This window comes from Serratia sp. 201 (assembly GCF_037027545.1).
GTDB lineage: Bacteria > Pseudomonadota > Gammaproteobacteria > Enterobacterales > Enterobacteriaceae > Serratia > Serratia bockelmannii.
On the sequence record NZ_JAXCHC010000002.1, the window covers coordinates 227,368 to 254,076 of the forward strand.

Below are 26,709 nucleotides of genomic sequence, written 5' to 3' on the forward strand. Positions count from 1 at the left end.
GAAATTGTGCAAAGTATAACTTCACAGAATGGATGAAGGCGAAAAAAAACGGCGCCGCGTGGGCGCCGTTTAGGCAAGGTTCAGGCTGCGCGCATCAGTCGGCGGCGTGACCCTGCTCAGGCAGGCGTTCGCCGTCCAGCCAGGCGGCGCCATCGCGCATCGCCAGGCGACCGTCGACGAACCAGCTCACCACCAGCGGATAGATCGTGTGTTCTTGGGTTTGCACCCGTTCAACCACGTCATCCTCTTCGTCGTCAGCGAAAATCGGCACCTTGGCCTGTAAAATCACCGGGCCGCCGTCGAGCTGTTCGGTCACGAAGTGCACCGAGGTGCCGTGTTCGCTGTCGCCGTTGTCGATGGCCTGACGGTGGGTATGCAGACCCGGGTATTTCGGCAGCAGGGAAGGGTGGATGTTCAGCATGCGGCCGGCATAACGCTGCACGAACTGCGGGCTGAGGATGCGCATGTAGCCGGCCAGCACCACCAGATCGGGCTGGTGCTGGTCGATGGCGTCCGCCAACGCGGCGTCGAACGCCGTGCGATCGGCGTAGGCCTTGGCATCCAGCGCCTGGGCGGCGATGCCCGCCGCTTCGGCGCGTTGCAGGCCATAAGCCTGCGCCTTGTTGCTGAACACCGCCACGATTTCAGCGGCGATGCGGCCCTGCTGGCAGGCGTCAATCAGCGCCTGGAGATTGCTCCCCTGGCCGGAGACCAACACCACGATCTTTTTCATCAGTTGATGACCACTTGTTGTTCGTCGGAAGAGGCGGTCAGTTTACCGATTTTCCACGCTTTTTCACCTGCCGCGGTCAGCAGCGCGATGGCCGCTTCCACTTCGGCTTCCGGCAGGGCGATGACCATGCCTACGCCGCAGTTGAAGGTGCGATACATTTCATGACGGCTGACGTTACCGGCCTGCTGCAGCCAGGTGAACACCGCCGGCCACTGCCAGCTGGCTTCGTCGATCACCGCCTGCATGCCTTCCGGCAGCACGCGCGGAATGTTTTCCCAGAAGCCGCCGCCGGTGAGGTGAGCGATGGCGTGGACGTCAACCTTCTCGATCAGCTCCAGCACGGACTTCACGTAAATTTTGGTCGGCGCCAGCAGGTGGTCGGCCAGCGGCTTGCCTTCCAACTGAGTGGCGGTCGGATCGGTGTTGCTCACTTCCAGGATTTTGCGCACCAGCGAGTAGCCGTTGGAGTGTGGGCCGGAAGCGCCCAGGGCGATCAGCGCGTCGCCGGACTGCACTTTGCTGCCGTCGATGATCTCGGATTTTTCGACCACGCCGACGCAGAAACCGGCCACGTCGTAGTCTTCGCCGTGGTACATGCCCGGCATTTCAGCGGTTTCGCCGCCCACCAGCGCACAGCCAGACTGTTTGCAGCCCTCGGCGATGCCGGTGATCACGCTGGCCGCGGTGTCCACGTCCAGCTTGCCGGTCGCGTAGTAGTCGAGGAAGAACAGTGGCTCGGCGCCCTGAACCACCAGATCGTTGACGCACATCGCCACCAGATCGATGCCGATGGTGTCGTGGCGTTTCAGATCCATCGCCAGACGCAGCTTGGTGCCCACGCCGTCGGTACCGGAAACCAGCACCGGCTCGCGGTATTTCTGCGGCAACGCACACAGGGCGCCAAACCCGCCCAGACCGCCCATCACTTCCGGGCGACGGGTCTGTTTAACTACACCTTTGATGCGATCTACCAATGCGTTGCCTGCATCGATATCGACACCTGCGTCTTTATAGCTGAGAGAGGTTTTGTCGGTCACTGCGCGATTCCCCACGACGATTTGCGGTTTGAAAACTGTGCTTCCGATGTTGATTCCGGAATAAGGCGCGGCAATTCTAACAGCGCAGGCAAACGTTTGCGAGCGGCTTGTGAACCGGCTCCGCTTTTTCGTCATCTATACTGATATTCAAACTTTTGTTGATCCCGATCGGGCTATTGTGGGTGGCGCGGCGAAAAAAAGGAGGTATAATCCCGCGATTTTTTTGGCCGCAACCACCTTAATAGGAGAAAAATGATGAAGATCGTTGAGGTGAAACACCCGCTGGTAAAACACAAGCTTGGCCTGATGCGTGAAAATGACATCAGCACCAAACGCTTCCGTGAGCTGGCCTCAGAAGTGGGTAGTTTACTGACCTATGAAGCGACCGCCGATCTGGAGACGGAAAAAGTCACCATCGAAGGCTGGTGCGGGCCAGTTGAAGTGGATCAGATCAAAGGGAAAAAGATTACCGTAGTGCCAATCCTGCGCGCAGGTCTGGGCATGATGGAAGGGGTGCTGGAGCACGTGCCGAGCGCGCGCATCAGCGTGGTGGGCGTATACCGCGACGAAGAAACCCTGGAGCCGGTGCCGTACTTCCAGAAGCTGGTTTCCAACATCGAAGAGCGCATGGCGCTGGTCGTCGACCCGATGCTGGCCACCGGCGGTTCGATGATCGCCACTATCGATCTGCTGAAGAAAGCCGGCTGCCACAGCATCAAGGTGCTGGTCCTGGTCGCAGCGCCGGAAGGCATCGCCGCGCTGGAGAAAGCGCATCCGGACGTTGAGCTGTACACCGCCTCCATCGATCAGTGTCTGAACGACAAGGGCTACATCGTGCCTGGCCTGGGCGATGCGGGCGACAAGATATTTGGTACTAAGTAAACATTTGAGCCGACTTAACGAGTCGGCTTTTTTTTGACTAAAACCTATAAAACCAATAAACCGAGGAAAAGCACACATGACCCGTCGCGCCATCGGCGTCAGCGAGCGCCCGCCGCTGCTCCAGACCATTCCGCTCAGCTTCCAGCACCTGTTCGCCATGTTTGGCGCCACCGTGCTGGTGCCTATCCTGTTCAAGATCAACCCGGCGACCGTGCTGTTGTTCAACGGCATAGGCACGCTGCTGTATCTGTTCATCTGTAAAGGCAAGATCCCGGCCTACCTCGGCTCCAGCTTCGCGTTTATCTCGCCGGTGCTGCTGCTGTTGCCGCTCGGTTACGAAGTGGCGTTGGGCGGTTTCATCATGTGCGGCGTGCTGTTCTGCCTGGTGGCGCTGATCGTGAAAAAGGCCGGCACCGGCTGGCTGGACGTGATGTTCCCGCCGGCGGCGATGGGGGCGATCGTCGCCGTCATCGGGCTGGAGCTGGCGGGCGTAGCGGCCAACATGGCGGGGCTGCTGCCGGCGGAAGGCACCAGCGCCGATTCGACCACCATCACCATTTCGCTGGTGACGCTGGCGGTCACGGTGCTCGGTTCGGTGCTGTTCCGCGGCTTCCTGGCGATTATCCCGATCCTGATCGGCGTGCTGGTGGGCTATGCGCTGTCGTTCTTCATGGGCGTGGTGGATTTGACCCCGATCCGCGAGGCGCACTGGTTCGCGCTGCCGACCTTCTACACCCCGCGCTTTGAGTGGTTCGCCATCTTCACCATTCTGCCGGCGGCGCTGGTGGTGATCGCCGAGCACGTCGGCCACCTGGTGGTGACCGCCAACATCGTGAAAAAAGACCTGATCCGCGATCCGGGCCTGCACCGCTCGATGTTCGCAAACGGCATCTCGACGGTGTTCTCCGGCTTCTTCGGCTCCACGCCGAACACCACCTATGGCGAGAACATCGGCGTGATGGCCATCACCAAGGTCTACAGCACCTGGGTGATCGGCGGCGCGGCGGTGCTGGCGATCCTGTTGTCCTGCATCGGTAAGCTGGCGGCGGCGATCCAGGCGGTGCCGGTGCCGGTGATGGGCGGCGTTTCCCTGCTGCTGTACGGTGTGATCGGCGCTTCGGGCATTCGCGTGCTGATCGAGTCCAAAGTGGATTACAACAAAGCGCAAAACCTGATTTTAACCTCGGTGATCCTGATCATCGGCGTGAGCGGCGCCAAGGTGCACATCGGCGCGGCGGAGCTGAAAGGCATGGCGCTGGCGACCATCGTGGGGATCGGCCTGAGCCTGCTGTTCAAGGTCATCAGCTTGTTCCGCAAGGAAGAAGAGGTGCTTGACGCGCCGGACGAATCGGCGGAGCAGAAGTAACGAAAAGGGCAGCCCAGGGGCTGCCCTTTTGACTTATGGCATTCGCCTTAGCTGCGAATTTTGCGGTACACGAACAGCACCACGATGGCGCCGATAACCGCCACCACGAAGCTGCCGAAGTTGAAGCCGTCAACCTTGCCGTAGCCGAAGAAGGTGCTGATATAGCCGCCGACCACGGCGCCGATGATCCCCAGCACGACGGTCAGAATAAAGCCGCCGCCGTCTTTGCCGGGCATGATCCACTTAGCCAAAATACCGGCGATCAGGCCGAAGATAATCCAGGAAATAATCCCCATTTACTGCTCCTTTCTTTGGTGGCTGAGAATAGCTTACTGCTGGGTGGCCGGCTGAGTATTGCCGTTCACCGCCGCATCGGTCTCTTGTTTCAACTCTTGCGCTTTGTTTTCGGCGCTGTTCTTGATGGCTTCGGTCTTCGCCTTGGCCTGCTCGGTCAGATCGTTGGCGCCGTTGATGGCGTCGTTTTTGATGGCCTTGGCCTGATCCACCAACTGCTGGCTCTGTTTACCTGCGTCGTCTTTGATCGCGGCGGCTTTGGCCTTGGCGTCGTTGGTGATGGCGTCCGCCTGCTTGGCGGCGTCTTCTTTAATCGCCGAAGCTTTGTCTTTCAGCTGATCCGCCTGAGTGGCGGCCTCTTTTTTGATTTCATCCGCCGTCGCTTTCGCTTTGTCCGTCAGATCGTCCGCTTTTTTCTGGGCGGCGTCTTTCATCTGCTCGGCGCTGTCTTTGGCTTTATCCAGGTTGGCGTCAACCTTGGACGAGTCATCACAGCCGGCAACCAACAACCCGATAAAGGAGGCCAACAGCACTTTATTCCATACTTTCATCGTCTATATCCTTGCAGAAACCTTGTTGATGGTGATTGCATTTAGCCTACCTATACTAGGTCAGATTTTACTTAAATTACAAATTTAACCTGCGCAGGCATGGAGTTAGGGAATGATATCGGATAATTCTTGCCTCGACGGGTGCCGCCGCCGATCAAGCGGCGCTTAGGCATTGTTCACTATTGCGGCATAAGATCCTGCCGGTTCAACAGCGCCCGTTTTCTGTGTTAAACTGCCCACGTTTTTCTGCCAGTTTTGGTTGAGGTGCTTCTCTGAATACGCCGGCACAGCTTTCACTGCCACTTTATCTTCCCGATGATGAAACTTTCGCCAGTTTTTATCCGGGCGAGAACCCATCCCTATTAGCCGCGATCCAATCCGCCGTCCGTCAGGAACATGGCAGCTATATCTATTTCTGGTCGCGTGAAGGCGGCGGGCGCAGCCATCTGCTGCATGCGGCCTGCGCCGAGCTTTCGCAGAAAGGCGAAGCGGTGGGCTATGTGCCGCTCGACAAGCGCGCTTACTTCGTGCCTGAAGTGTTGGACGGCATGGAGCAGCTGGCGCTGGTCTGCATCGACAATATCGAATGCATCGCCGGCGACGAAGAGTGGGAGATGGCGATCTTCAACCTCTACAACCGCATCCTGGAAACCGGCCGCACCCGGTTGTTCATCACCGGGGATCGCCCGCCGCGTCAGCTGAACCTGCGTTTGCCGGATCTGGCTTCGCGCCTGGACTGGGGGCAGATCTACAAGCTGCAGCCGCTGTCGGACGAAGAGAAACTGCTGGCGCTGCAGCTGCGCGGCAAACTGCGCGGCTTCGAGCTGCCGGAAGACGTGGGCCGCTTCCTGTTGAAACGGCTGGATCGCGAGATGCGCACGCTGTTTATGACTCTCGATCAGCTCGATCGCGCCTCGATCACCGCCCAGCGCAAGCTGACCATCCCGTTCGTTAAAGAGATCCTGGGGCTGTAACGAGCCATCAAGCCTGTTTTTCTGCATGTTCCAGCAGGGTGCAATAATGCTCAACCTGCTGGCGTTGCCGATCGCTTCGCAGTTGCAAAGCGAGATTGATGTATTCCAGACACTGCGCATTGTCTGCTAGCCGTGGGTCGATTTTCCCCTGCTGTGCCAACCAGGCCGCCACGTCAGCCCAGCGCCATAGCGGTGAGGCGCCGCCGAGCCGTTGAATGGGGGAAGGGAAGCCGCCGGGGCCGCGAGTCCCGTCTTTTAGCATGGCGATCGCCTGACGTGACAGTTCAGTGAGCTCGGCAATATCGCTTAACCCTACCAGGCTGGAGTCCACCGATATCACCTTGGCGCCAATAATTGCAGACTCGATATCGCTGATGGCGCTGCAAATCGCGTGCGCAAAGTTATCGCTTTCTCGATCGAATTCCAGGTAAACGGCTTTACCGTAGAAACAGATCAGCGCGTCATCGCATCCCGCCGCATACAGCGCATCCTCCAGCCCGGCGGTATCGGCAGTGACCCCGCCCAGCGTCAATGCGAAATGATAAAGCGTCATGGTGATTCTCCGGTTATTTTTTCTGCGACAGGCCAGGCAGTGATCGACCTTGCGCCGAATCTGTTTGGCATGTACCTCTGGGTTTTTTGGCGTGCTCCAGATGCTCATCATATGTTCTTGGTGCCCGACAAAGGCGCAATGTAGCCGACCAAATGCGTGCCCCTTGCTGGGCCGAAAATACCAACCCTGAGAAAGGGCGTAAGCTAATGCCGCCTGAATGTGCTTGTCTGGGTGTTTTTTCATCGCTCGTCCAGTGATGCGCTCAGGGTAGGCGGGGTGTTGACGATTGTCAACGGCTGTTTCACCGAGAGATTTGGCGTTTGCGCAGCATAGCAGTAGAAGAAGACTGGGATGATGAAAAGTATTTATATAACAAACAATTAAAAATAGCCCTGTTCAGGGCTATTGGTATTTTGCGGTTCAATAACAGACTTTCCGGACGATTACAAAATCTCCAGCACCTGCTCCGGCGGTCGGCCGATGCGCGCCTTGCTGCCTTTTACCACGATCGGGCGTTCGATCAGTTTCGGGTTCGTCGTCATTGCCGCCAGCAGTTGCTCTTCGCTCAGGCTGTCGTCCGCCAGCTTCAATTCCTTGTACAGATCTTCTTTTTTGCGCATCAGCTCGCGCGCGGATGTGAAGCCCAGTTCCTTCAACAGCTTTTTCAGCTCATCGACCGTAGGGGGCGTTTCGAGGTACAGCACCACCTTGGGATCGACGCCGTGCTGTTCCAGCAGCGCCAGGGTTTCACGGCTCTTGGAGCAGCGCGGGTTGTGGTAAATCGTGATGTTTTTCATGGCGTTCATTCCTTGTTGAATCAGCTGCGTTGGTATTGGCGGAAGCGCTGTTGCAGTTGGCGCAGCTGGTCGATGCGCGCATCGTAGCGCGCCTGTTTTAGGCTGCCGAGTTTTTGCAGCGAGCTGGCATTGCTGAGCAGGCCGATGGCCTGATCGAGCCGGCCGTTCAGCGCCAGGCTTTCGGCACGGGCCGACAGCTCTTCATCGCGCAGCCCTTGTGCGGCGCTGGCCTGCGCCAGCAGATCCCAGCCGTTCGGATCGTCCGGATGGGCAAAGGTGTAGCGGTTCAGGATCTTCGACGCCTGCGCCGGCTGGTTGCCTTCGACATAGGCGTTGGCCAGGTTGAGCTGCAGCACCGGATTGTTGCTTTGGGCGGCGTTGGCCGCCTGCAGGCGGGCGATGGCCTGCGGCGCGCGTTTCTGGCCGAGATCGATGTCGGTCATCAGGTCGATCAGCCAGACGTTTTTCGCATCCTGCGCCAGCATCGGTTGAATGATGTTGCGCGCGTCGTCGTATTTTTTCGCTTCATAGAACTGGATGGCGCGGCCGTATTTGGCGGCCGCCTGTTCGCGCACGTTGCCCTTGCTGAGCGATCCGAGCAGTTCTTCGTTCAGGCCATAGCCTTCCGAACTGTACATGCCCAGTGCGCGCACCTTGGCCATCAGGTAATCCTGCGAGGACTGCACGATGTGTTTCGGCATCTGGTTGGCGCGGTTGCGTGCGTCGGAGAGGCGGCTGTCCGGCAACGGGTGCGTTAGCAGCATTTCCGGCGGTTTGGAGGCGTAGCGCGACTGATCCGAGAGTTTCTGCAGGAAGTCGGGCATCGCTTCCGGATCGAAACCGGCGCGCTGCAGCACCTGAATGCCGATGCGATCGGCTTCCTGTTCGTTCGATTGGGTAAAGCTGATCATGCCTTGCTGGGTGCCGGCCATGGTGCCGCTCAGCGCCGCCATGCCCATGGTCGGGTTGGCCATCGCCAGCAGGATGGAACCAAGCGCGCCCACCCAGGTCAACGGGGCGTTGCGCTGCTGATCTTCCATGGCGCGCGCCAGGTGGCGCTGGGTGACGTGCGAGATTTCGTGCGCTAGCACCGAAGCCAGCTGGCTTTCGTTGTCGCTGACGCGGAACAGGGCGGAATGCAGCACCACGTTGCCGCCGAAGAAGGCGAAGGCGTTGATTTCGTCGTTGCGCACCAGATAGAAATGGAACGGCGTGCGCACCGAATAGGCGCTGGCCACCAGCCGGTTGCCCAGCTGATTGATATATTGGATTAGCAGCGGATCGTTGATCAGCGGGGCGCTGGCGCGCAGTTGGCGCACGTAAAAATCGCCCATCGCCAGTTCTTGTCCGATGCTCAGGGTGCCGCCGGCGGAGGTGCCCATATCCGGCAACTGGTCCTGGCTTTCCGCCTGTGCTGGCGCCAGGGCGGTGGCGTTCAGCGTGCCGAGCAGCAGCACCGCTAACGCGGTTTTGGTCAACCGGTTGGTCATAGTCAGGCGTTTCCCTTAAATAATCATTTCTAAGACGTCAGCAGCAGACAAGAGTTCTTTATTCCCACGGCGCAATCCGCGTGAAAGTGCGGCGGCTCACAAACCGCGGCGGCGGTGCCCATCACATCATAGTCAGCCGTTGGCAACAAGGAAACGTTAGCCGGGCGCGAATCGGGCAAAAAAGTTTTATTTTTCATTTCGAAGGGCGTTTTCTGCGTCGCCGGTGGCCTGCATTGTCAATAAAACACGGACAAAGTTGATCCGCGTTTTATTGACAAGATAAACGCAGACTCATATAGTCTGCGTTATTGAAGATTCATTGACGGTTGAAAACGGACATATGGCGTACATCACAACCAGCGTTGAATATGGCATCCACTGCCTGCTGTGGCTGGTCGGCGATAACCAGCGGGCGCTCAGCAGCCGCGAACTCGCCGAGTTGCAGGGCATCTCCCCCAGCTTTCTAGCCAAGATTTTCCCCAAGCTGGAAAAGGCGGGGATCGTCGCCGCCAGCGAAGGAGTGCGTGGCGGCTACCGGCTGGCGCGCCCGGCGGATGAGATCAGTTTTCTGGCGATCATCGACGCCATCGAAGGGCACAAGCCGCTGTTCGATTGCCAGGAGGTGCGCGGGCGCTGCGCGGTGTTCGATGACTCCCCGCCGGATTGGGCGGTCTCCGGCAAATGCGCTATCCATGCGGTGATGCTGCAGGCGGAGAAGGCGATGCGCGATGCGCTGGCGGCGCAGACTCTCGGTGCCGTCGCCGCCCGTTTTGGCCGCAAAGCGCCGCAAGGCTTCTTCGGCGAGGTCAACCTCTGGCTCGACGAGCGCATGACGGAACGCACCGCGCGCAGCGGCAAAACGGCGCGCGCCAAGACCTAACCACCGCCTTTCCTTAAAACGAAACACACTTTTTCCCGCCTCTTCGGAAGGGGCGGGCGGGCCTTCTGCACCCTGTTACGGGAGCGGGACGGCATCGTTCATCCGAAAAAACTGCGGGCAGCCTTGTCGCCCGGTTAACCCTGTATGAAGGAGTCATCCCATGACGCAGAAAATAGTGATTGCCGGTTCCGGTTTTGCCGGTTTTTGGGCCGCCGTGTCCGCCATGCGCGCCATTACCCTTGCCGGTAAGCATGACGATATCGAGGTGCTCATGGTTTCACCGACGCCAACCGTTACCATCCGGCCACGCCTGTATGAAGCCGTGCTGGAAAACATGAACCCGGACATTTCCGCGCAGCTCGCCGTCGTCGGTGTGCGCCACCTGGCCGGGATGGTAGAGCGTATCGATGCCGCTGCTAAAACGCTCACGGTGGCGCAGGCGACGGGGGAACCCCTTGAGTTGGCCTACGATCGTTTGGTGTGGGCCACCGGCAGCCGGCTGTCCGTGCCTGCGGTGCCGGGCTTTGCCGAATACGGCTTCAACGTCGATACGCTGGAAAGCGCACAGCGTTTGGGCGCCCATATCAACGCGCTGGCGGCCAAACCCTCGACGCCGGCGCGCAACACCGCCGTGGTGGTGGGCGCGGGGCTGACCGGGCTGGAGAGCGCGGCGGAGATGCCGCAGCGGCTACGCGATGCGCTGGGCAAAGACGAGAACGTGCGCGTGGTGATCGTCGATACCGCCCCGGAAGTGGGCGCCGGGATGGGGGCGGAGCCGGGGGCGGTGATACGCCAGGCGTTGGCGGAGTGCGGCGTGGAAGCGCGGGCCGGCCTGCGCGTCTCGGCCATCGACGCCGAGGGGGTGATGCTGTCGAACGGTGAGCGCATCGCCGCCAACACGGTGATCCTGGCGGCGGGCGTGCGAGCGCATCCGCTGACCGAGCAGATCCCCGGCGAGCGCGACGGCAGCGGCCGGGTGATCGGCGACGCCTTCCTGCGCGCGCCGGCGGCGGCGGGCATTTTCGTGACCGGCGATACGGTGAAGGCGGCGACCGACGATCTCGGTAACCACAACCTGATGACCTGCCAGCATGCGCTGAGCCTTGGGCGCGTGGCCGGCCACAATGCGGCGGCGGAACTGACGGGCTTGCCGACGCACCCTTACAGCCAGCCGAAGTATGTAACCTGTCTGGATCTGGGCCCCTGGGGCGCGCTGTATACCGAAGGCTGGGAGCGCCAGGTGCGCTTTACCCGTGAGGAAGGCAAAAAGATTAAGCAGGAGATCAACACGCAGTGGATTTACCCACCGGCGGCGGATCGCGAGGCGCTGTTTGCCGTCGCCAATCCGGATTTCGTGATTGTGCCTTAAAGAAAAGAGAAAACGGGAGCGGTAACGCTCCCGTCGTCATTTGCCCAGCGGCAGGAACGAGCGCTCCGGCACCACGGTTTTCATCACCAGCGTGGAGCTCAGGCGCTGCACGCCCGGCAGAGCGGAGAGTTTCTCGTCGTAAAGCTGCTGGAAGGCGGGCAGATCGCGGGCGATCACGTGCAGCAGATAGTCGGGATCGCCAAACAGCCGCTGTGCCTGCACCACCTGCGGAATGTCCACCATGGCGTTTTCGAAGGTTTCAACGGCGCGGCGATCGCCTTCGCGCATGGTGACGAACACCAGGGCGGAAAAGTTATAGCCCAGGCTGCCGGGGTCGAGCTGGGCGCGGTAACCCCTGATCACCCCGGACTCCTCTAATGCCCGTACCCGGCGGTGGCAGGGAGACACGCTCAAACCGATCCGCTCGGCCAGCTCGGTTACCGACAAACGGCCATCGACCTGCAGTTCAGCAAGAATCTTGCGATCAATCTTATCCATTTGGAAAAATTTCCCCGCTTATGCCGATTTCAGGCAAGTAATTGAAAGCACATTTTAACGCCTTGAGGATATTCTTGCCATCTGTTGAACGGTTTTGACGGCCACCGCGGCAGGCGGAGGCCGTTCTTCTTCCACGAGGAAAGGCAATGGTTCTCTGTTTGGTGTGGCGTGGCGCGTCTGAGAGGGCGCCGGCATGACGCTCGCTCTGTTCGCCGCTTTTTGGGCGGTGTCGATTTTATTGGTGATCACGCCGGGTATGGATTGGGCCTATGTGATCTCGGCGGGCATTCGCGGCCGGGTGGTGGTGCCCGCCGTCGCCGGCTTGCTGTTCGGCCATCTGCTGATGATTGCGATTGTGGTGGCGGGCGTCGGCGCGCTGCTGGTCGGCAACCCGCTGGCGCTGACGGCGCTCACCCTGTTGGGGGCGGCTTATCTGTTGTGGATCGGTTTCAACATGCTGCTGCACCCGCCAGTGCCCGGCGCCGGTGAAGATCAGCGTTCCGATTCCTGGCTGCGCTGGGCCGGCAAGGGCGTGTGCGTCAGCGGCTTGAACCCCAAGGTGTTTCTGCTGTTTCTGGCGCTGCTGCCGCAGTTTACCGACGCCCGAGCCGAATGGTCGGTGCCGATGCAGATGCTGGCGTTGGGCGTCGTGCATTTGATCAGCTGCGGCCTGGTGTATCTGCTGGTGGGATTCGGTTCGCAGTCGGTACTGCGCACGCGCCCGCAGGCTGCGAAGATAGTGGGGCGCATCTCCGGCGCGGCGATGATCGTCATCGCGCTCGGGCTGCTGGCCGAGCAGGCCCTGAAATAGCATTACCGTCGATAGATGTCCGGCCGGGCGATCTGCCAGACAAAGTCGGGGTGGTTGATGGCCGAATAGCCCACTTTCTTATAGAGCCAGGGGGCGGTGCTGGTGACCAGCATGATTCGCCTCAGCTTCGCCATCAGCGGATGGGCCTGGCAGCATTCCGCCAGCCACAGGCCCAGCCCGCTTTTTTGATGCGTCTCCAACACGTACACGTCGCACAGATAGCCGAAAGTGGCGTAATCGGTGACCAGCCGGGCGAAACCGATCTGCCTGGCCTCGTGATACAAACCGAAGCACAGGCTGTGGGTGAGGGACTGGCGGACGGTTTCTTTATCGATTCCCTCCGCCCATGACGAACGGGTCAGAAAAGCGTGGATGGCATCGAGATCAAGCAGGGCGGGATCGGTGCTGACGAGATAGTCCGCACGCTGCCAGACAAGTGCGGCAGGGGTTGTCATGATGATTCTTCTCCTGTGAAAGCGTTCAGGTCAGGGCCGCCGTTCAGGCGTGCAGTTCGGCGACCGTCATGGTGAAAATCAGCGTGTCTTCGCCCTCGTTGGCGTACCGGTGCGGGCCGTCCGTTCTGGCGACCGCCGAACAGCCCGGCGCAATTCTGAGCTTGGTTTGTTCGACGGCAAGGCTTAAGACGCCTTGCTCAACGTGCAGCAGCTCAAACGTGCCCGTCGGGTGGCCGACCGATGCATAGGATTCCCCGGGCGCCATTTCCCACCGCCACAGTTCTATCATGTTCGGGCCTTGGGTGCCCGCCAGCAAACGGGCCGAACCGCCGCTATCGCCATGCCACAGCGTGGGAATATCTTGGCTTTCAATCAGGTAGGCGGCGGGCGCGCGGGTGACGTTGACGATGTCCGCCACCGAGAGACCCAGCGCCGCCGCGAGCTTGCACAGGATGGCGATGCTGGGATTGGCGGCGCCTTTCTCGATCTCCACCAGCATGCCTTTGCTGACGCCCGCCCGGCGCGACAGTTCGTCCAGCGATAGCTTTTGGCTTTTTCTCTGTTGCTTGATGCGATGTGACACCGCTTCGCTGACGGTTTGCACGTCGGCGCCAAACTCGGTCGGTCTGTTGACTTTTTTGTTCATCGGTCAATATTATGCAATAAAATGGTCAATATAGGATTATTTAATGATTTTAGTCGATCCGTCAATCGATCCGGCCGTCGCTGCGCTGGCACCCGGTTTCCGGGCGTTGAGCATTACCGCGGTTGCGGCTCCCATAGCCCATCCGGACGTGGGGGCGTTAGCGTTGGCGCAAGCCTGTCGCGCCCTCGGCGAGGAAGACGCACCCTGGGCAGAGGCGCATCTCACGGCCTGGCGCGAGGTTTTCATGCAGTTTGGCGCCAAACCCAAGCGTACGCCCTGTTCCGCCGACGCCCTGCGCAAGCGCGCGCTGCGCGACGGCACGATGCCCAGCATCGATCCGGTCGTCGATCTCTATAACGCCGTCAGCATCCGTTATGCGGTGCCGGTGGGGGGCGAGAATATCGCGGCCTATGTCGGCGAGCCGCGGCTGATCGTCGCGGATGGCAGCGAACTGTTCGATACCGTCAAGGAGGGGGCGGTGATCCATGAATCGCCGGAGGTGGGCGAAGTTGTTTGGTGCGACGATCGCGGCGTGACCTGCCGCCGCTGGAACTGGCGCCAGGGGGTCAGAACCCGGTTGAGCGCCGAGGCCGAGCGGATGTGGTTCATCCTGGAGAGCCTGCCGGCGATGCCGTTGGCGGCGCTGCACGAGGCGGGCGACGAATTGATTGCCGGTTTACGGCAAATGATGCCCGGCGTCACGGTAGAGCAACGGCTCATCGGCTGCGCCTCGTAACGGGTGTCAGCACTGGCGGCGGACCAAACCGGTGATCAAATCCAGCGCGTCGTCCGCCGCCGCGATTTCGCTTTCGCTGAGCGCTTGCCGTTCGATGAAGCTCTCGATCGCTTCCAACAGGGAGAAGACGCTGATTTCATCCCCTATCTTCACGACTTCGCAAACGCCACGCCCGATCGCCAGACAAATGGCTTCATCAAATTCACACGGTTTGCTGTTCATCTTTCCCCCTACGGCGTTTGGGATGATATCGGCCATGCTACCGGTTTTTTCCCGACGGCTGTCTGACGAAAATCCCATTTTTTCGTTGATGCTGACTGGCGCACGACCGCGGGCATTGGCGAAATTCTGATTTCCTCACCGTGGTCAAATTTCCCTTGTGACCACCGTGCCGGCGCGGTATTGTCGCCAAATGACGACAATACCGCCTCATTGTCCGCATAAAAATTCATGACGTTATCATCCCTTCATCCCGCTGCCGTGCGGGATTTTTTTATGAGGTTTATCTCAAAGTGCGGATAACCTCGACGCGATCGCTTGCCATGCTCTGAGAATAATCCTAGCTTGAAATAGTCATTTAGGGTTAGCAATCCCTCATGACCTCCTTGTAACACTTGATGCACCAGAACGTTTTCTCCCCCGCTGCGGCGGGGGTTTTTAATGACGTGCATCAGAAAAGGCCGCAACGCAAGAACCGACAGAGTTCGTGACGATAACCAGTTTAAGTATCAGGGGACGGGACTATGAAAAATGATCTGGCGGCGGCGATCGCGATTGGCTGTGTGTTGTTGTTCGCATTGGCAGTCGGTTCGCCCCTTTCTATCGGTACCTCGCTGTAATCTTCCGCGGCCCCGTTCGGGGCCGCTCACCGAACCTGTCGCCGCGTCTGCGGATTTTTGCGCCGATCGCCTGCCCGCGCGATAAAATCAGCCAAATCGCTGTTGATGTATGGTGAACTTTGAGTACTCTGAGTGCTTTGCACACCTCGCGTGCGCCCGTTCTATCTATGCTTTAATCAGGCCCATCACAGGAATCGCCATGCCCGCCCGCCAAATCTCGAGGAGCCCGCTCTGATGCTGGAGATGTTATTACAGTGGTACCGCCGCCGCTTCACCGATCCGCAGGCTATCGCGCTGCTGGTGATCCTGGTCGCCGGGTTCCTCATTCTCTATTTTCTGCACGGCATTCTGACCCCGTTGCTGGTCGCCATCGTGCTGGCGTACCTGCTGGAGTGGCCGACCGCGCGCCTGCAGCGCATCGGCTGTTCGCGCACCTGGGCGGCGAGCATCATGCTGTTGGTGTTCGCGGGCGTTGCCATGCTGCTGGTGTTTGTCGTCGCGCCGACCGCTTGGCAGCAGGGCATCAATCTGATGAGCGATCTGCCGGGCATGCTCAACCAGTTCTATAACTTCGCCGCGACGCTGCCGAAGCGTTATCCAGCGCTGGTGGATGCCGGCATCATCGACATGATGGCGGAAAACCTGCGCAGTCGGCTGTCCGGCATGGGCGAATCGGTGGTGAAATTCTCGCTGGCGTCGCTGGTCGGCCTGCTGACGTTGGCTATCTACCTGATCCTGGTGCCGATGATGATGTTCTTCCTGCTGAAGGACAAAGATCAACTGTTGAACGCGGTGCGCCGCGTGCTGCCGCGCAATCGCGGCCTGGCGGGGCAGGTCTGGAACGAAATGAATCAGCAGATCACCAACTATATCCGCGGCAAGGTGCTGGAGATGGTGATTGTCGGTGTGGCGACCTACCTGGTGTTCGCCGTGCTGGACATGCGCTACTCGCTGCTGCTGGCGGTGCTGGTGGGCTTTTCGGTGCTGATCCCCTACATCGGCGCGGTGCTGGTCACCATACCGGTGGTGGTGGTGGCGCTGTTCCAGTGGGGCGTCGGCGCCGATTTCTGGACGCTGATCGTCGCCTATCTGGTGGTACAGGGGTTGGACGGCAACCTGTTGGTACCCATTTTGTTCTCCGAAGCGGTCAACCTGCATCCGCTGGTGATTATCCTGGCGGTGATCGTGTTCGGCGGGATGTGGGGCTTTTGGGGCGTGTTTTTCGCCATACCGCTGGCGACGCTGGTGAAGGCGGTGATTCACGCCTGGCCCGATGAACTGCGGGTCGAGGTGGAAGACAAGGCCGGCTGACAGGGAAGAAACGAAGCGCAGCAGGCCGCTGCGCTTCGTGAGAATTACTGCTGCAGGTAGCTCAGAACGATGTCGTGGTGATTGGTGGTTTTGAAATCATCAAACACTTTTTCAATTTTGCCGTTGGCGTCGATCAGGAAGCTGATGCGGTGAATACCGTCGTAGGTCTTGCCCATGAAGGTTTTCTCGCCCCACACGCCAAACTGTTGCGATACCTGATGATCTTCATCAGACAACAGCGTGAAGTTGAGCAGCTCCTTTTCGGCGAAGCGCGACAGTTTTTCCGGTTTGTCGGTGCTGATGCCCAGCACTTCGACGCCGACCTTTTTCAATTCGTCCATGTTGTCCCGCAGGCCGCAGGCTTGCACGGTGCAGCCCGGCGTCATCGCCTTCGGATAGAAATAGACCAATACTCGCTGTCCCTGGAAGTCGGCCAAATTAATTTCCTCACCGTCCTGGTCAGGCAAACTAAATTTCGGCGCTGTGTCACCGGCTTTCAATGGGCTCATCACTACTCTCCATCTTTCTCATCATGCTGTGGATAGTTCACCACGCTAATACTGCCTTGCGCGTTCAATTCTGTACATAGGCGATGGAAGGCTTGCTCAATATTTGAGGCATCCCGATCGCCGGAGCTGTGGGCGGTGATTTGGATATACAGCTGCGGTGGCAGGTCGCCGTCCGCCGGCTGCGTGCGCGAGACCAGCTCGGCGATATTCATCTGGCTGGAGTCGAACAAATCGGTAAAGCGTTCGATGATATGCGGCGAGTCCTTGACTTCCACCTGCACCCATACCGTGGCCGGCATCGGCGGCCTTTCGTGCGAGTTTGTGCGCTTCATCACGATCAGCAGATCCAGCTCCGCGCCTTTTTGCGGCAGGGTGGATTCGATCAGGGTGATGGCGTTCCAGCTGCCGGACAGCAGCATGATGAACGTGAACTCCTCCCCCAGCATGGCCAGACGGCTATCTTCGATATTGCATCCGCAACTGCTGACGTGGCGGGTGATGGTATTGACGATTCCGGGGCGGTCGGCGCCGAGCGCGGTAATCACGAGATAGTGTTCGTCTGACTGAGGCAAAATAGCGCTTCCTGTCGTGCTTAATGGGGTTACCATGGTAAACATAAAAAAAACCGCCTGCCAAGCGCTTACAACGCGGTTGTGCGCTTGCTTTTGGATAGGCAGCAAAAGTACCATGAGTGACTTGTTTGTGGAGGGGACGGCCAATGTTTACGGGAAGTATTGTTGCACTGGTTACGCCGATGGACGACAAAGGTGCTGTCGATCGCGCGAGCCTGAAAAAATTGATCGATTATCATGTAGCCAGTGGCACCGCGGCGATCGTTTCCGTAGGGACCACCGGCGAGTCCGCAACGCTTGCCCATGACGAGCACGTTGACGTGGTGCTGCAGACGCTGGAGCTGGCCGACGGCCGCATCCCGGTGATCGCCGGCACTGGCGCCAACGCTACCGCCGAAGCCATCGCGCTCACCACCCGCTTCGCCAACACCGGCGTGGTGGGGTGTCTGACGGTGACGCCGTACTACAATAAGCCGACGCAGGAAGGGCTGTATCAGCACTTCAAGGCGATCGCCGAGAGCACCGAGCTGCCGCAGATCCTGTACAACGTGCCTTCGCGCACCGGTTGCGACATGCTGCCGCCGACCATCGCTCGGCTGGCGAAAATCAAGAATATTGTTGCTGTAAAAGAAGCGACGGGGAACTTAAGTCGCGTTAGTCAGATCCAAGTGCTGGTTGACGATGAAGATTTCATTTTGCTGAGCGGCGACGACGCCAGCGGGCTGGACTTCATGCAACTGGGCGGCAAAGGGGTGATTTCCGTGACGGCCAACGTGGCCGCGCGCGAGATGGCGGAACTTTGCGCGCTGGCGGCGCAGGGCAAGTTTGCCGAAGCGCGCCGCTTAAATCAGCGCTTGATGCCGTTGCATCAGGATCTATTTGTAGAAGCAAACCCAATTCCGGTGAAGTGGGCCTGTAAGGCGTTGGGATTGATGGCAACCGATACGCTGCGTCTGCCGATGACGCCGTTGAGTGAAACCGCCCGCCCGGTGGTGGAGCGCGCGCTGAAAAGCGTCGGTTTGCTGTAACTCTAAGGGAAATTTGATGGCTTATTCATTGCAAAAGTCGACGGTAGCAAAAGTAGTGGGCATCTCTTTGGTGATGATGCTGGCAGCCTGCAGCAGCGATCAGCGCTATAAGCGCCAGGTCAGCGGCGACGAGGCCTACCTCGACGCGGCTCCGCTCAAGGCGCTGAACGCGCCGTCCGGCATGATCCTGCCGGTGCAGAGCGGCAACTATGACGTTCCCGCCACGAAGCTGCAAGGCAACGTCGGCAAGCAACTGGACATTCGTCCGCCGGTGCAGCCGTTGGCGCTGCTGAGCGGTTCGCGCGCGCAATACGCCGGCGACAGCGGCACGCTGCTGCTGGAAAACAGCCCGCAGAACCAGAACCTGTGGTCGCGCGTCGTCAGCCTGCTGCAGGCGAAGAACATCGCGATCGCTTCCCGCCAGGACGCCGGTCAGACCCTGACCACCGACTGGGTGAAGTGGAACCGTCTGGACGAAGACAACCAGTACGAAGGCCGTTATCAGATCAGCGTGCAGCAGCAGGGCTACCAGCAGGCGCTGGTGGTGAAAAGCGTTGGCCTGCAGCAGCAGGGCAAGAGCGAGCAGGTGACCGACCAATCTGAGATTCAGCGCTACAACGGCATGATGATCAACACCCTGATCGAAGGCCTGGACAAGCAGGACAACCTGGCGAGCAGCCAGACCGCCAGCCGCTTCGGCGCACTGGACGTGCAGAGCGGCGCCGATGACACCGGCCTGCCGATGCTGGTCGTGCGTGGCCCGTACACCGTTGTGTGGGATCGCCTGCCGCCGGCGCTCGAAAAACTGGGGATGAAAGTGGGTGACCGCAGCCGTCCGCAGGGCACCGTCGCCGTGACCTACAAGTCCCTGAGCAGCAGCGATTGGGATGCGTTGGGCGTTAAGGATCCTGAACTGGCGGAAGGGGATTATAAGCTGCAGGTCGGCGATCTCAACAACCGCACCAGCCTGCAATTCATCGATCCGAAAGGCAAACCGCTCACCCAGTCGAAAAACGATGCACTGGTGGCGGCATTCCAGTCTGCCTTCAGTAAAACCAGCGTTAACTAATCAAAAAGGGGCCTCGGCCCCTTTTTGTTTTGTCTATACGGTATCGTTTGCGTCGCAGGTTTGGCACAATAGTGTCCGGCACGCCAAAGAATTCATTAGGTCAATTCTATACCCCCTAATTTCGGGCCGCGCTCGGGAGACAACGGGGATACATCACTGGAGTAAGTAAGATGCAAAAGCTAGCTGAGCTGTATCGCGGAAAGGCAAAAACCGTTTACACCACCGAGAATCCCGATCTGTTGGTGTTGGAGTTCCGCAACGATACGTCAGCACTGGATGGTCAGCGCATTGAGCAGTTCGATCGCAAAGGCATGGTGAACAACAAGTTCAACCATTTCATCATGAGCAAACTGGAAGAAGCCGGCATCCCGACCCAGATGGAGCGTCTGCTGTCCGACAACGAAGTGCTGGTGAAGAAGCTGGACATGGTGCCGGTGGAATGCGTGATCCGCAACCGCGCCGCCGGTTCGCTGGTGAAGCGTCTGGGCATCGAAGAAGGTCTGGTGCTGAACCCGCCGCTGTTCGATCTGTTCCTGAAAAACGACGCCATGCACGATCCGATGGTGAACGAATCCTACTGCGAAACCTTCGGCTGGGTGAGCAAGGAACATCTGGCGCGCATGCGTGAGCTGAGCTACCGCGCCAACGAGGTCTTGACCCAGCTGTTCGATGACGCCGGCCTGATCCTGGTCGACTTCAAGCTGGAGTTCGGCCTGTTCAACGGCGAAGTGGTGCTGGGCGATGAGTTTTCGCCGGACGGCAGCCGCCTGTGGGACAAAAACACCCTGGACAAGATGGACAAAGACCGTTTCCGTCAAAGCCTGGGCGGCCTGATCGAAGCCTACGAAGAAGTGGCGCGCCGCATCGGCGTGAAGCTCGACTAAGCGTTGGCACCGCCATTCGGGGCGATCCGGCCGGATCGTCCCGCTATTCTGCGTTTTTCCAGAAAATTTCTACATTTCCTCCGCGGCAGACCATTTATAATGATGGATGCGAGATGACTAAAACCTATCCCACTCAGGCTTGAAGCTGCCTTTGCGCTTACGATCGCGGTGCAACTTCAACGAGCAGGGGAAATATCTGGAGTGTATTTATGCGTTGGCAAGGGCGTCGGGAAAGTGACAATGTTGAGGATCGTCGCGGGCAATCTTCAGGTTTGGGCGGTGGTGGCGGCGGCTTCCGTGTGCCGCGCGGCAAGGGCGGCATTGTCATTCTGGTGGTGGTGTTGGTGGCCGGCTATTACGGTATCGATCTGTCGCCGCTATTGAACGGCGGTAACGTCGCACCGCAGGGTCAACAGCAGAGCGCCAACATCAGCCCGAAAGACGATGAATTGGCCAAATTTACCTCGGTGGTGCTGGCCTCAACCGAGGATAACTGGAAAGAGATTTTCCAGCGCATGGGCAAAACCTATCAACCGCCGAAGCTGGTGATGTATCGCGGGGTGACGCGCACCAGCTGCGGCACCGGTCAGGCGGCTATGGGGCCGTTCTACTGCCCGGGTGACAGAACGGTGTATATCGATTTGTCTTTCTACCAGGATATGAAAACCAAGCTGGGCGCCGGCGGTGATTTCGCTCAGGCCTATGTGGTGGCGCACGAAGTCGGCCACCACGTGCAGAACCTGTTGGGCATCGAGCCGAAGGTCCGCCAGATGCAGCAGGGCGCCAGCCAGGCGGAAGTAAACCGCCTGTCGGTGAAAATGGAGCTGCAGGCGGACTGCTTTGCCGGCGTGTGGGGCAAATACGCTGAGAAGCAGCAGATGCTGGAAGAGGGCGACCTGCAGGCGGCGCTGAACGCTGCACAGGCGATTGGCGACGATCGGTTGCAGCAGCAGAGCCAGGGCCGCGTTGTGCCGGACAGCTTCACTCACGGCACCTCGCAGCAGCGCTATACCTGGTTTAAACAGGGCTTCGACAGCGGCGATCCCAATACCTGCAACACCTTTGCATCCCGTTAACGCCTCAAGTGCCGGAGCCTGACTCCGGCATTTTTTTCGGATTGAGACACAGCGTTATGTTACAGGCAGCGCAACAACTTATGCGGCGGCAGGGCATCCGACGCCTGCTGGTGCTCAGCGGTGAACCTGACTGGTGCCGCGAACAGGCGCAGCGGCTGGCGGCTACGTTGCCAGGCGACTGGCCGTGGGTCGGGGAAAATCCGCCGCCCGGCGAGGTGGCTTTAGCAAGCGGCGCGATGCGCCAATTGCTGGGGCAGGAGCGGCTGCACGCGGTGTTCGACGCCGGTCACTCGCTGGACGTAGAGGCGCTGGCGGCGTTGAGTGGCGCCTTGCGCGCCGGCAGCTGGCTGCTGCTGTTGACGCCCCCCTGGCGACAATGGCCTCAGCAGCCGGACGGCGACAGCCTGCGCTGGAGCGATTGTCCGCAGCCGATCACCACGCCGCATTTCATTCATCATCTGCAGCAGCATCTGGCCGATGACAGCGAAGTGACGATCTGGCGGCAGGGAGAGCCCCTGACGCTGGCCGCGCTGCCGGCGCGTGAAGGGTGGCAGCCGCCGGATGGCCGCCCGACCGAGGAACAACAGGCGATCTTGACGGCGCTGCTGCAGGCCGAGTCCGGCGTGTGGGTGCTGACCGCCGCCCGTGGCCGCGGCAAATCGACGCTGGCCGGCATGCTGGTGGCGCAGTCGCCGCTGACCTGCTGGATCACCGGGCCGAGCCGCGCCGCTACTGAGGTGGCCGGGGAATGGGCGCAGGGGCGCGCGCAGTTTTGGGCGCCCGATGCCTTGTTGGCGCAGTGCCGGGAAGGCGACGTCAGTGAGGTGGGCTGGCTGCTGGTGGATGAGGCGGCGGCGATCCCCGCGCCGCTGTTGCAGCAGTTGATCGGTTATTTCCCTCGCGTGCTGTTGACCACCACGGTGCAGGGCTATGAAGGCACCGGCCGCGGTTTTCTGCTGAAGTTTTGCGCCGGGCTGCCGTCCTATCAGGCGTTGAGCCTGCAACAGCCGATGCGCTGGGCGCAGGGGGATGCGTTGGAACGGATAACGGACAATGCGCTGTTGTTCAACGAGCTGCCCGCCTGGCCGGCGGACGGCCAGGCGATCGATTACAGCCAGGCGGAGCAGCGTGAACTGTGCGCCGATCCGCAGCGGCTGGCGCGTTTCTATGCTCTGCTGAGCAGCGCGCATTACCGCACCTCGCCGCTGGATTTGCGCAGGTTGATGGATGCGCCAGGCATGCATTTCGGGCTGGCGCAGGCCGAACAGGAAGTGGTGGGCGCCGTGTGGCTGGTGGACGAAGGCGGGTTGAGCGCCGAGTTGGCGCACGACGTGTGGGCCGGCCGCCGCCGACCGCGCGGCAACTTGGTGGCGCAGTCGCTGGCGGCGCATGGCGGCCAGTGGTGGGCGCCGACGCTGCATTCACGGCGCATTACCCGCATCGCGACGCTGCCGGCGTTGCGGCGGCAGGGTATCGCGCGTCAGCTGGTCGAGCGGCAACGCCGCCAGGCGCAGGGTCTGGACTTCCTGTCGGTCAGCTTCGGCTATACCGAGCCGCTGTGGCGCTTTTGGCAATCCTGCGGTTTCGAGCTGGTGCGCATCGGCAGCAAGCCGGAGGCCAGCAGCGGCTGCTATACCGCGATGGCTATCTTGCCCCTGAGCGAGCAAGGAGAGGCGCTGCGGCACGCGGCGCACAAGCATCTGGCGCGCGACTGGCCCTGGCTGCGGCAGCGTATTGAACTCGCGCTGGCGATCCCGGGCGACGACGGCGACACGCCGCTTGGCGAAGAGGACTGGCGCGAGCTGGCCGGATTCGCTTTCGCCCATCGGCCGCTGGAGGCCAGCCTGGGGGCATTGCAGCGTTTGCTGTTGGCCAGCAATTTGCCGCTGCCCGCGCTGCGCGGCCATCTGCAACGGCGACAATCCCCGGCGGCGTGCGCGGAGCAGGCGGGCGTAAGTGGCCAGAAAGCCTTGCTGCGGCACTGGCGGCACGAAACGGCGCAGGCGCTGGAACAGTTGAATGCGCAGCACTGCCGTTACTGGCGCGACTGGGCGCAGTCGTTGCAATAAATTGAATAACTCGCTCAATAAAACCCGATTTTCCCGATTTCTCAACGGCGTATAGTCACTGTCAGCGGTGCGGCGGCGACTGTCGCCGCACCAGGTCTGGTTACAACTAAGGAGTCATCGATGAAACATGAGCATTTCGTTGTCCAAAGCCCGGCGACCCCGGCGGCGCAGCTGATCTTGCTGTTTCACGGTGTCGGCGACAACCCGGTGGCGATGGGGGAGATCGGCAGCTACTTCGCCAAAGACTTTCCTCAGGCACAGGTGGTGAGCATCGGTGGCCCCGAAGCGTTCGGCAACGGTGCAGGGCGTCAGTGGTTTTCGGTGCAGGACGTGACCGAAGAGAACCGCGCGGCCCGCATCGCAGACGTGATGCCGCAGTTTGTGGCCGTGGTGCGTCATTGGCAGCAGTTGAGCGGCGTAGGCTATGCCGGCACGGCGCTGGTGGGGTTCTCGCAGGGGGCGATCATGGCGCTGGAAGCGTTGAAAGCAGAAACCCGGCTGGCCGGGCGCGTGGTCGCGTTCAGCGGGCGTTTCGCGCAACTGCCTGAGCGGGCTTTCGGCGACAGCGTGGTGCATTTGATCCACGGTGAAGAGGATGCGGTGATCGCGGTGCAACACGCTCACGCGGCGGCGGAGGCGTTGCGGACCAACGGCGCCGATTTCACGCTGGACGTGGAGGAAAACGTCGGGCACGCAATCAACCAGGGCATGATGAACGCCGCGTTGGAAAGGCTGCATTATTATGTGCCGCAGCGCTACTGGGACGAAGCCTTGTCCGGCAAGCGCGGCGAGCTGATCGCCTTTCGCTAAAAATTCAGGGCGCCGATGAGCGCCCTGATGTCATTTCTTTTTCGGCCAGTCGTCTTCGTCATCCCACTGGGCATTGTTGTCGCGGTGCGGCGGTATCTCCGGCTTGTTGGCCAAATAGCTTTTAACGTCGACGCGGCGCAGTTCCTTGATGCCGCTGACGACCATCCCCACCAGAACCAGCAGGATAATCCACCAGTAATCAGCTAACCATTGCATAGCTACTCCTTTCCTTCACTGCGTATAAAACGCGAAAAAATCGAGGGCAGATGGCGTTCGAGCCATTCGGCACCGGCGACCTCCTTATCATGCCAGGCCGCCAGCAACAGCGCCGGGGTCAGCAAATGTTCGGCCTCTTGTGCCAGCGGCCGGTAGCTCAGATGCCACGGCTCCACCGCCACGCCGCCGCAGTCTTCGGTAAAGGGGCGGTAGAAACCGAATTCGGCCATATGCGCGGTCAGCCACTGGTTGAGCGGCGCAAAGTAACCGCCTTCCTCATATTCCCACGGCTCCAGCTGCAGCTTTTGCCCTTCCGGCAACAGCGACGGATCGTACACGTCCAGATCGCTGCCCCAGTGATGGCGGCTGGCGCCCGGCAGGGCCGACCAGCGCAGGATCGCCTCACAGCGCTCGGCGGCCGATAGCGTCGCGACGTCGATCGGGCGGCTGTCCTTATCTAATACTGGCCGCTGGCCGCAGAATTTGCCATTCCAAATCGCCAACTGGCGGTCGAAATCGCGGAAGGTGCTGGCGGGCTGGAGATCGAATCCCGCCTCATGCGCCGCCTGCTGCATCGCCAGGAAGGCGTTGACCGCCTGCGGCTGCAGGCGGTGGTTCCCGCTCAGCGGCGCGAGGTGTTCGGTTGAGCGGCCGGTGAGCATCTCTGCGTTGATCATGCGACCAATTGCTCCATGATGCGTTGATACATGCGGCTCAGCAGCTGCAGATCCGCGGCGTTGACACATTCGTTGACCTTGTGGATGGTGGCGTTGACCGGCCCCAGTTCCACCACCTGCGCGCCCATCTGCGCGATGAAGCGGCCGTCGGAGGTGCCGCCGGTGGTCAGCAACTGCGGCGTCAATTCAGAATAGTGCTCGACCGCGTTGACCACCGCATCCACCAGCGCGCCGCGCGAGGTGAGGAACGGTTGGCCGGACAGCCGCCATTCGATGCTGTAATTCAACTGATGGCGTTCCAGCAGCTCTTCCACGCGCTGCTTGATCATCGCGTCGGTCAGTTCGGTGCTGAAACGGAAGTTGAACTGCACGTAGAGATCGCCCGGGATCACGTTGTTGCTGCCGGTGCCGGCCTGCACGTTGGCGATCTGCATACTGGTCGGCGGGAAGAACTCGTTGCCGCGATCCCATTCGATCGCCACCAGTTCATTCAGTGCCGGCATGGCGCGGTGCACCGGATTGTCCGCCAGATGCGGATAGGCAACGTGCCCCTGTACGCCGTGGATATGCAGGTTGGCGGTGATGGAGCCACGACGGCCATTTTTCACCACGTCGCCGACGCGCTCGGTGCTGGACGGCTCGCCGACCAGGCAGTAATCCAGCCGCTCGTTGCGCGCCATCAGCGCTTCGACCACTTTAACCGTGCCGTGAGTGGCGCTGGCTTCTTCATCCGAAGTGATCAGGAATGCCAGACGGCCCCGGTGATTCGGGTTGGCGGCGACAAAGCGTTCCGCGGCCACCACCATCGCGGCCAATGAGCCTTTCATGTCCGCCGCGCCGCGGCCATAGAGCATGCCGTCACGGATTGCCGGTTCAAACGGCGGGTTGTCCCAGCGTTTTTCATCACCGGTCGGCACCACGTCGGTGTGCCCGGCAAACGCCAGGGTTTGCCCTTCACCGCGCCAGGCCCAGAAGTTTTGGGTATCTTCGAAGTCCATTGCTTCGACGGTGAAGCCGATCGCCTGCAGGCGATCGATCATCAGCTGCTGGCAGCCTTCGTCATTCGGGCTGAGGGAAGGGCGTTTGATCAACTGCTGGGCCAGTTCGATAACCGGGCAAGTCATACGGCAACCTCGGTGATAAATTGTTGGTAAGCGTCGGCGTTAAAACCGAGCAGGGCGTGGCCGTTGCCGTCGTCCAGCAGCGGACGTTTAATGATTGCCGGCTGCGCCAACATCAGCGCGATGGCGGCGTCGGCATTATCACAGGCGTTGCGCTGCGCTTCATCCAGCTTGCGCCAGGTGGTACCGCGGGTATTGAGCAGCGGCTCCCAACCCAGCTGCGCGACGAAACCGCGCAGTTGCTGTTCGGTCAGGCCGTCGGCGCGGTAGTCGTGAAAATGATAGGCTATGCCCTGATCTTCCAGCCAGCGGCGGGCTTTTTTGATGGTGTCGCAGTTTTTGATGCCGTACATCGTCAGCGTTGTCTGTTGCGGTTTATTTGCCATGGCGTAAAGCTACCTGTCTCGTCGAGTCGATACTGAGCGGCGGGCGCGGTCTTAGGCCTTCTCGCCGCCC

Annotated in this window: 31 protein-coding genes and 1 pseudogene; 14 read left to right on the forward strand and 18 right to left on the reverse strand. The window is 60.3% G+C overall.

What is annotated here, in order from left to right; translation table 11 throughout:
- Positions 1-94: 94 nt before the first annotated feature.
- A complete protein-coding gene (gene purN, locus WA302_RS09295) occupies positions 95-733 on the reverse strand; it encodes a phosphoribosylglycinamide formyltransferase (protein WP_021504400.1) in 639 nt (212 codons plus the stop codon).
- Entirely contained in the window at positions 733-1,770 is a 1,038-nt protein-coding gene (gene purM, locus WA302_RS09300) for a phosphoribosylformylglycinamidine cyclo-ligase (protein WP_016926726.1), read from the reverse strand. The genes purN and purM overlap by 1 nt, the downstream gene beginning before the upstream one ends.
- Before the next feature lie 255 nt (positions 1,771-2,025).
- On the opposite strand from purM, the gene upp reads away from it, so the two are divergent.
- Positions 2,026-2,652 carry a uracil phosphoribosyltransferase gene (upp, locus tag WA302_RS09305; RefSeq protein ID WP_004941642.1) on the forward strand — a complete coding sequence of 209 codons (627 nt, stop codon included), beginning with the start codon at positions 2,026-2,028 and terminating at the stop codon, positions 2,650-2,652.
- 76 nt (positions 2,653-2,728) lie between these two features.
- Positions 2,729-4,018: a uracil permease gene (uraA, locus tag WA302_RS09310; RefSeq protein ID WP_016926727.1), complete on the forward strand. Its 1,290-nt coding sequence runs from the start codon at positions 2,729-2,731 to the stop codon at positions 4,016-4,018.
- Positions 4,019-4,065: 47 nt separating this feature from the next.
- Here uraA and WA302_RS09315 read toward each other — a convergent pair whose 3' ends face one another.
- Together WA302_RS09315 and WA302_RS09320 are read right to left on the reverse strand one after the other, a co-directional pair.
- Positions 4,066-4,314, reverse strand: coding sequence for a GlsB/YeaQ/YmgE family stress response membrane protein (locus WA302_RS09315; protein ID WP_016926728.1), 249 nt, complete (start codon positions 4,312-4,314; stop codon positions 4,066-4,068).
- A 33-nt stretch (positions 4,315-4,347) separates the two neighbouring features.
- Positions 4,348-4,863 (reverse strand): hypothetical protein, encoded by a 516-nt coding sequence (locus WA302_RS09320; RefSeq protein WP_016926729.1) that lies wholly within the window; start codon positions 4,861-4,863, stop codon positions 4,348-4,350.
- A 272-nt stretch (positions 4,864-5,135) separates the two neighbouring features.
- Between WA302_RS09320 and hda the strand changes: the two genes are divergently transcribed.
- Entirely contained in the window at positions 5,136-5,837 is a 702-nt protein-coding gene (hda, locus tag WA302_RS09325; RefSeq protein WP_025159568.1) for a DnaA inactivator Hda, read from the forward strand.
- 7 nt (positions 5,838-5,844) lie between these two features.
- Here hda and WA302_RS09330 read toward each other — a convergent pair whose 3' ends face one another.
- The 4 genes and pseudogenes from WA302_RS09330 to WA302_RS09345 form a co-directional block, all read right to left on the reverse strand.
- Positions 5,845-6,390, reverse strand: coding sequence for a helix-turn-helix transcriptional regulator (locus WA302_RS09330; RefSeq protein WP_197813368.1), 546 nt, complete (start codon positions 6,388-6,390; stop codon positions 5,845-5,847).
- A 36-nt stretch (positions 6,391-6,426) separates the two neighbouring features.
- Positions 6,427-6,633: pseudogene (locus WA302_RS09335) on the reverse strand (hypothetical protein); the annotation flags it as partial.
- A 200-nt stretch (positions 6,634-6,833) separates the two neighbouring features.
- Positions 6,834-7,187 (reverse strand): arsenate reductase (glutaredoxin), encoded by a 354-nt coding sequence (arsC, locus tag WA302_RS09340; protein WP_142591425.1) that lies wholly within the window; start codon positions 7,185-7,187, stop codon positions 6,834-6,836.
- Between the two features lie 20 nt (positions 7,188-7,207).
- Positions 7,208-8,677: a beta-barrel assembly-enhancing protease gene (locus tag WA302_RS09345; protein ID WP_049204829.1), complete on the reverse strand. Its 1,470-nt coding sequence runs from the start codon at positions 8,675-8,677 to the stop codon at positions 7,208-7,210.
- Between the two features lie 340 nt (positions 8,678-9,017).
- Here WA302_RS09345 and WA302_RS09350 point away from each other — a divergent pair, with 340 nt between their 5' ends.
- Positions 9,018-9,557, forward strand: coding sequence for an RrF2 family transcriptional regulator (locus WA302_RS09350; RefSeq protein WP_025303838.1), 540 nt, complete (start codon positions 9,018-9,020; stop codon positions 9,555-9,557).
- Positions 9,558-9,717: 160 nt separating this feature from the next.
- Positions 9,718-10,926: an NAD(P)/FAD-dependent oxidoreductase gene (locus WA302_RS09355; protein WP_043140440.1), complete on the forward strand. Its 1,209-nt coding sequence runs from the start codon at positions 9,718-9,720 to the stop codon at positions 10,924-10,926.
- 36 nt (positions 10,927-10,962) lie between these two features.
- Here the strand turns inward: WA302_RS09355 and WA302_RS09360 are convergent, their stop codons facing one another.
- Positions 10,963-11,424 (reverse strand): Lrp/AsnC family transcriptional regulator, encoded by a 462-nt coding sequence (locus WA302_RS09360; protein ID WP_019452433.1) that lies wholly within the window; start codon positions 11,422-11,424, stop codon positions 10,963-10,965.
- 193 nt (positions 11,425-11,617) lie between these two features.
- Here WA302_RS09360 and WA302_RS09365 point away from each other — a divergent pair, with 193 nt between their 5' ends.
- Positions 11,618-12,235: a LysE family translocator gene (locus WA302_RS09365; protein ID WP_025303836.1), complete on the forward strand. Its 618-nt coding sequence runs from the start codon at positions 11,618-11,620 to the stop codon at positions 12,233-12,235.
- Positions 12,236-12,237: 2 nt separating this feature from the next.
- Here WA302_RS09365 and WA302_RS09370 read toward each other — a convergent pair whose 3' ends face one another.
- Positions 12,238-12,690, reverse strand: coding sequence for a GNAT family N-acetyltransferase (locus WA302_RS09370; RefSeq protein ID WP_261456773.1), 453 nt, complete (start codon positions 12,688-12,690; stop codon positions 12,238-12,240).
- Between the two features lie 43 nt (positions 12,691-12,733).
- Positions 12,734-13,336, reverse strand: coding sequence for a helix-turn-helix domain-containing protein (locus WA302_RS09375; protein ID WP_336063672.1), 603 nt, complete (start codon positions 13,334-13,336; stop codon positions 12,734-12,736).
- A 43-nt stretch (positions 13,337-13,379) separates the two neighbouring features.
- Here WA302_RS09375 and WA302_RS09380 point away from each other — a divergent pair, with 43 nt between their 5' ends.
- Entirely contained in the window at positions 13,380-14,072 is a 693-nt protein-coding gene (locus WA302_RS09380; protein ID WP_025303833.1) for a B3/B4 domain-containing protein, read from the forward strand.
- 6 nt (positions 14,073-14,078) lie between these two features.
- Here the strand turns inward: WA302_RS09380 and WA302_RS09385 are convergent, their stop codons facing one another.
- Positions 14,079-14,294, reverse strand: a complete 216-nt coding sequence (locus WA302_RS09385; protein ID WP_025303832.1) for a hypothetical protein — start codon at positions 14,292-14,294, stop codon at positions 14,079-14,081.
- A gap of 851 nt (positions 14,295-15,145) precedes the next feature.
- Here WA302_RS09385 and WA302_RS09390 point away from each other — a divergent pair.
- Entirely contained in the window at positions 15,146-16,222 is a 1,077-nt protein-coding gene (locus WA302_RS09390; RefSeq protein WP_025303831.1) for an AI-2E family transporter, read from the forward strand.
- A gap of 44 nt (positions 16,223-16,266) precedes the next feature.
- Here the strand turns inward: WA302_RS09390 and bcp are convergent, their stop codons facing one another.
- Positions 16,267-16,731, reverse strand: a complete 465-nt coding sequence (gene bcp / locus WA302_RS09395) for a thioredoxin-dependent thiol peroxidase (protein WP_025303830.1) — start codon at positions 16,729-16,731, stop codon at positions 16,267-16,269.
- Positions 16,732-16,733: 2 nt separating this feature from the next.
- Positions 16,734-17,339: a glycine cleavage system transcriptional repressor gene (locus WA302_RS09400; RefSeq protein WP_369783268.1), complete on the reverse strand. Its 606-nt coding sequence runs from the start codon at positions 17,337-17,339 to the stop codon at positions 16,734-16,736.
- A gap of 110 nt (positions 17,340-17,449) precedes the next feature.
- Between WA302_RS09400 and dapA the strand changes: the two genes are divergently transcribed.
- The 6 genes from dapA to ypfH all read left to right on the forward strand — a co-directional run bounded on the left by dapA (position 17,450) and on the right by ypfH (position 24,239).
- Positions 17,450-18,331, forward strand: a complete 882-nt coding sequence (dapA, locus tag WA302_RS09405) for a 4-hydroxy-tetrahydrodipicolinate synthase (RefSeq protein ID WP_033644005.1) — start codon at positions 17,450-17,452, stop codon at positions 18,329-18,331.
- A gap of 16 nt (positions 18,332-18,347) precedes the next feature.
- Complete coding sequence (bamC, locus tag WA302_RS09410; protein WP_025303828.1) at positions 18,348-19,400, forward strand: outer membrane protein assembly factor BamC; 1,053 nt, start codon at positions 18,348-18,350, stop codon at positions 19,398-19,400.
- 170 nt (positions 19,401-19,570) lie between these two features.
- The gene (gene purC, locus WA302_RS09415; protein ID WP_019453889.1) at positions 19,571-20,284 is read left to right on the forward strand and encodes a phosphoribosylaminoimidazolesuccinocarboxamide synthase; all 714 of its coding nucleotides are present in this window, start codon (positions 19,571-19,573) and stop codon (positions 20,282-20,284) included.
- 209 nt (positions 20,285-20,493) lie between these two features.
- Positions 20,494-21,360, forward strand: a complete 867-nt coding sequence (gene ypfJ, locus WA302_RS09420) for a KPN_02809 family neutral zinc metallopeptidase (RefSeq protein ID WP_043140420.1) — start codon at positions 20,494-20,496, stop codon at positions 21,358-21,360.
- A 56-nt stretch (positions 21,361-21,416) separates the two neighbouring features.
- The gene (locus tag WA302_RS09425; protein ID WP_089181199.1) at positions 21,417-23,429 is read left to right on the forward strand and encodes a tRNA(Met) cytidine acetyltransferase TmcA; all 2,013 of its coding nucleotides are present in this window, start codon (positions 21,417-21,419) and stop codon (positions 23,427-23,429) included.
- A 120-nt stretch (positions 23,430-23,549) separates the two neighbouring features.
- Entirely contained in the window at positions 23,550-24,239 is a 690-nt protein-coding gene (ypfH, locus tag WA302_RS09430; protein ID WP_043140413.1) for an esterase, read from the forward strand.
- A gap of 30 nt (positions 24,240-24,269) precedes the next feature.
- Here ypfH and WA302_RS09435 read toward each other — a convergent pair whose 3' ends face one another.
- The 4 genes from WA302_RS09435 to WA302_RS09450 are packed head-to-tail and all read right to left on the reverse strand — an operon-like array spanning position 24,270 to position 26,639.
- A complete protein-coding gene (locus WA302_RS09435; RefSeq protein ID WP_004941720.1) occupies positions 24,270-24,455 on the reverse strand; it encodes a YpfN family protein in 186 nt (61 codons plus the stop codon).
- A 2-nt stretch (positions 24,456-24,457) separates the two neighbouring features.
- Complete coding sequence (locus WA302_RS09440) at positions 24,458-25,132, reverse strand: M15 family metallopeptidase (protein WP_025303824.1); 675 nt, start codon at positions 25,130-25,132, stop codon at positions 24,458-24,460.
- Positions 25,129-26,256: a succinyl-diaminopimelate desuccinylase gene (gene dapE / locus WA302_RS09445; protein ID WP_025303823.1), complete on the reverse strand. Its 1,128-nt coding sequence runs from the start codon at positions 26,254-26,256 to the stop codon at positions 25,129-25,131. The genes WA302_RS09440 and dapE overlap by 4 nt, the downstream gene beginning before the upstream one ends.
- Complete coding sequence (locus tag WA302_RS09450) at positions 26,253-26,639, reverse strand: ArsC family reductase (RefSeq protein ID WP_043140410.1); 387 nt, start codon at positions 26,637-26,639, stop codon at positions 26,253-26,255. The genes dapE and WA302_RS09450 overlap by 4 nt, the downstream gene beginning before the upstream one ends.
- Between the last annotated feature and the right edge of the window lie 70 nt (positions 26,640-26,709).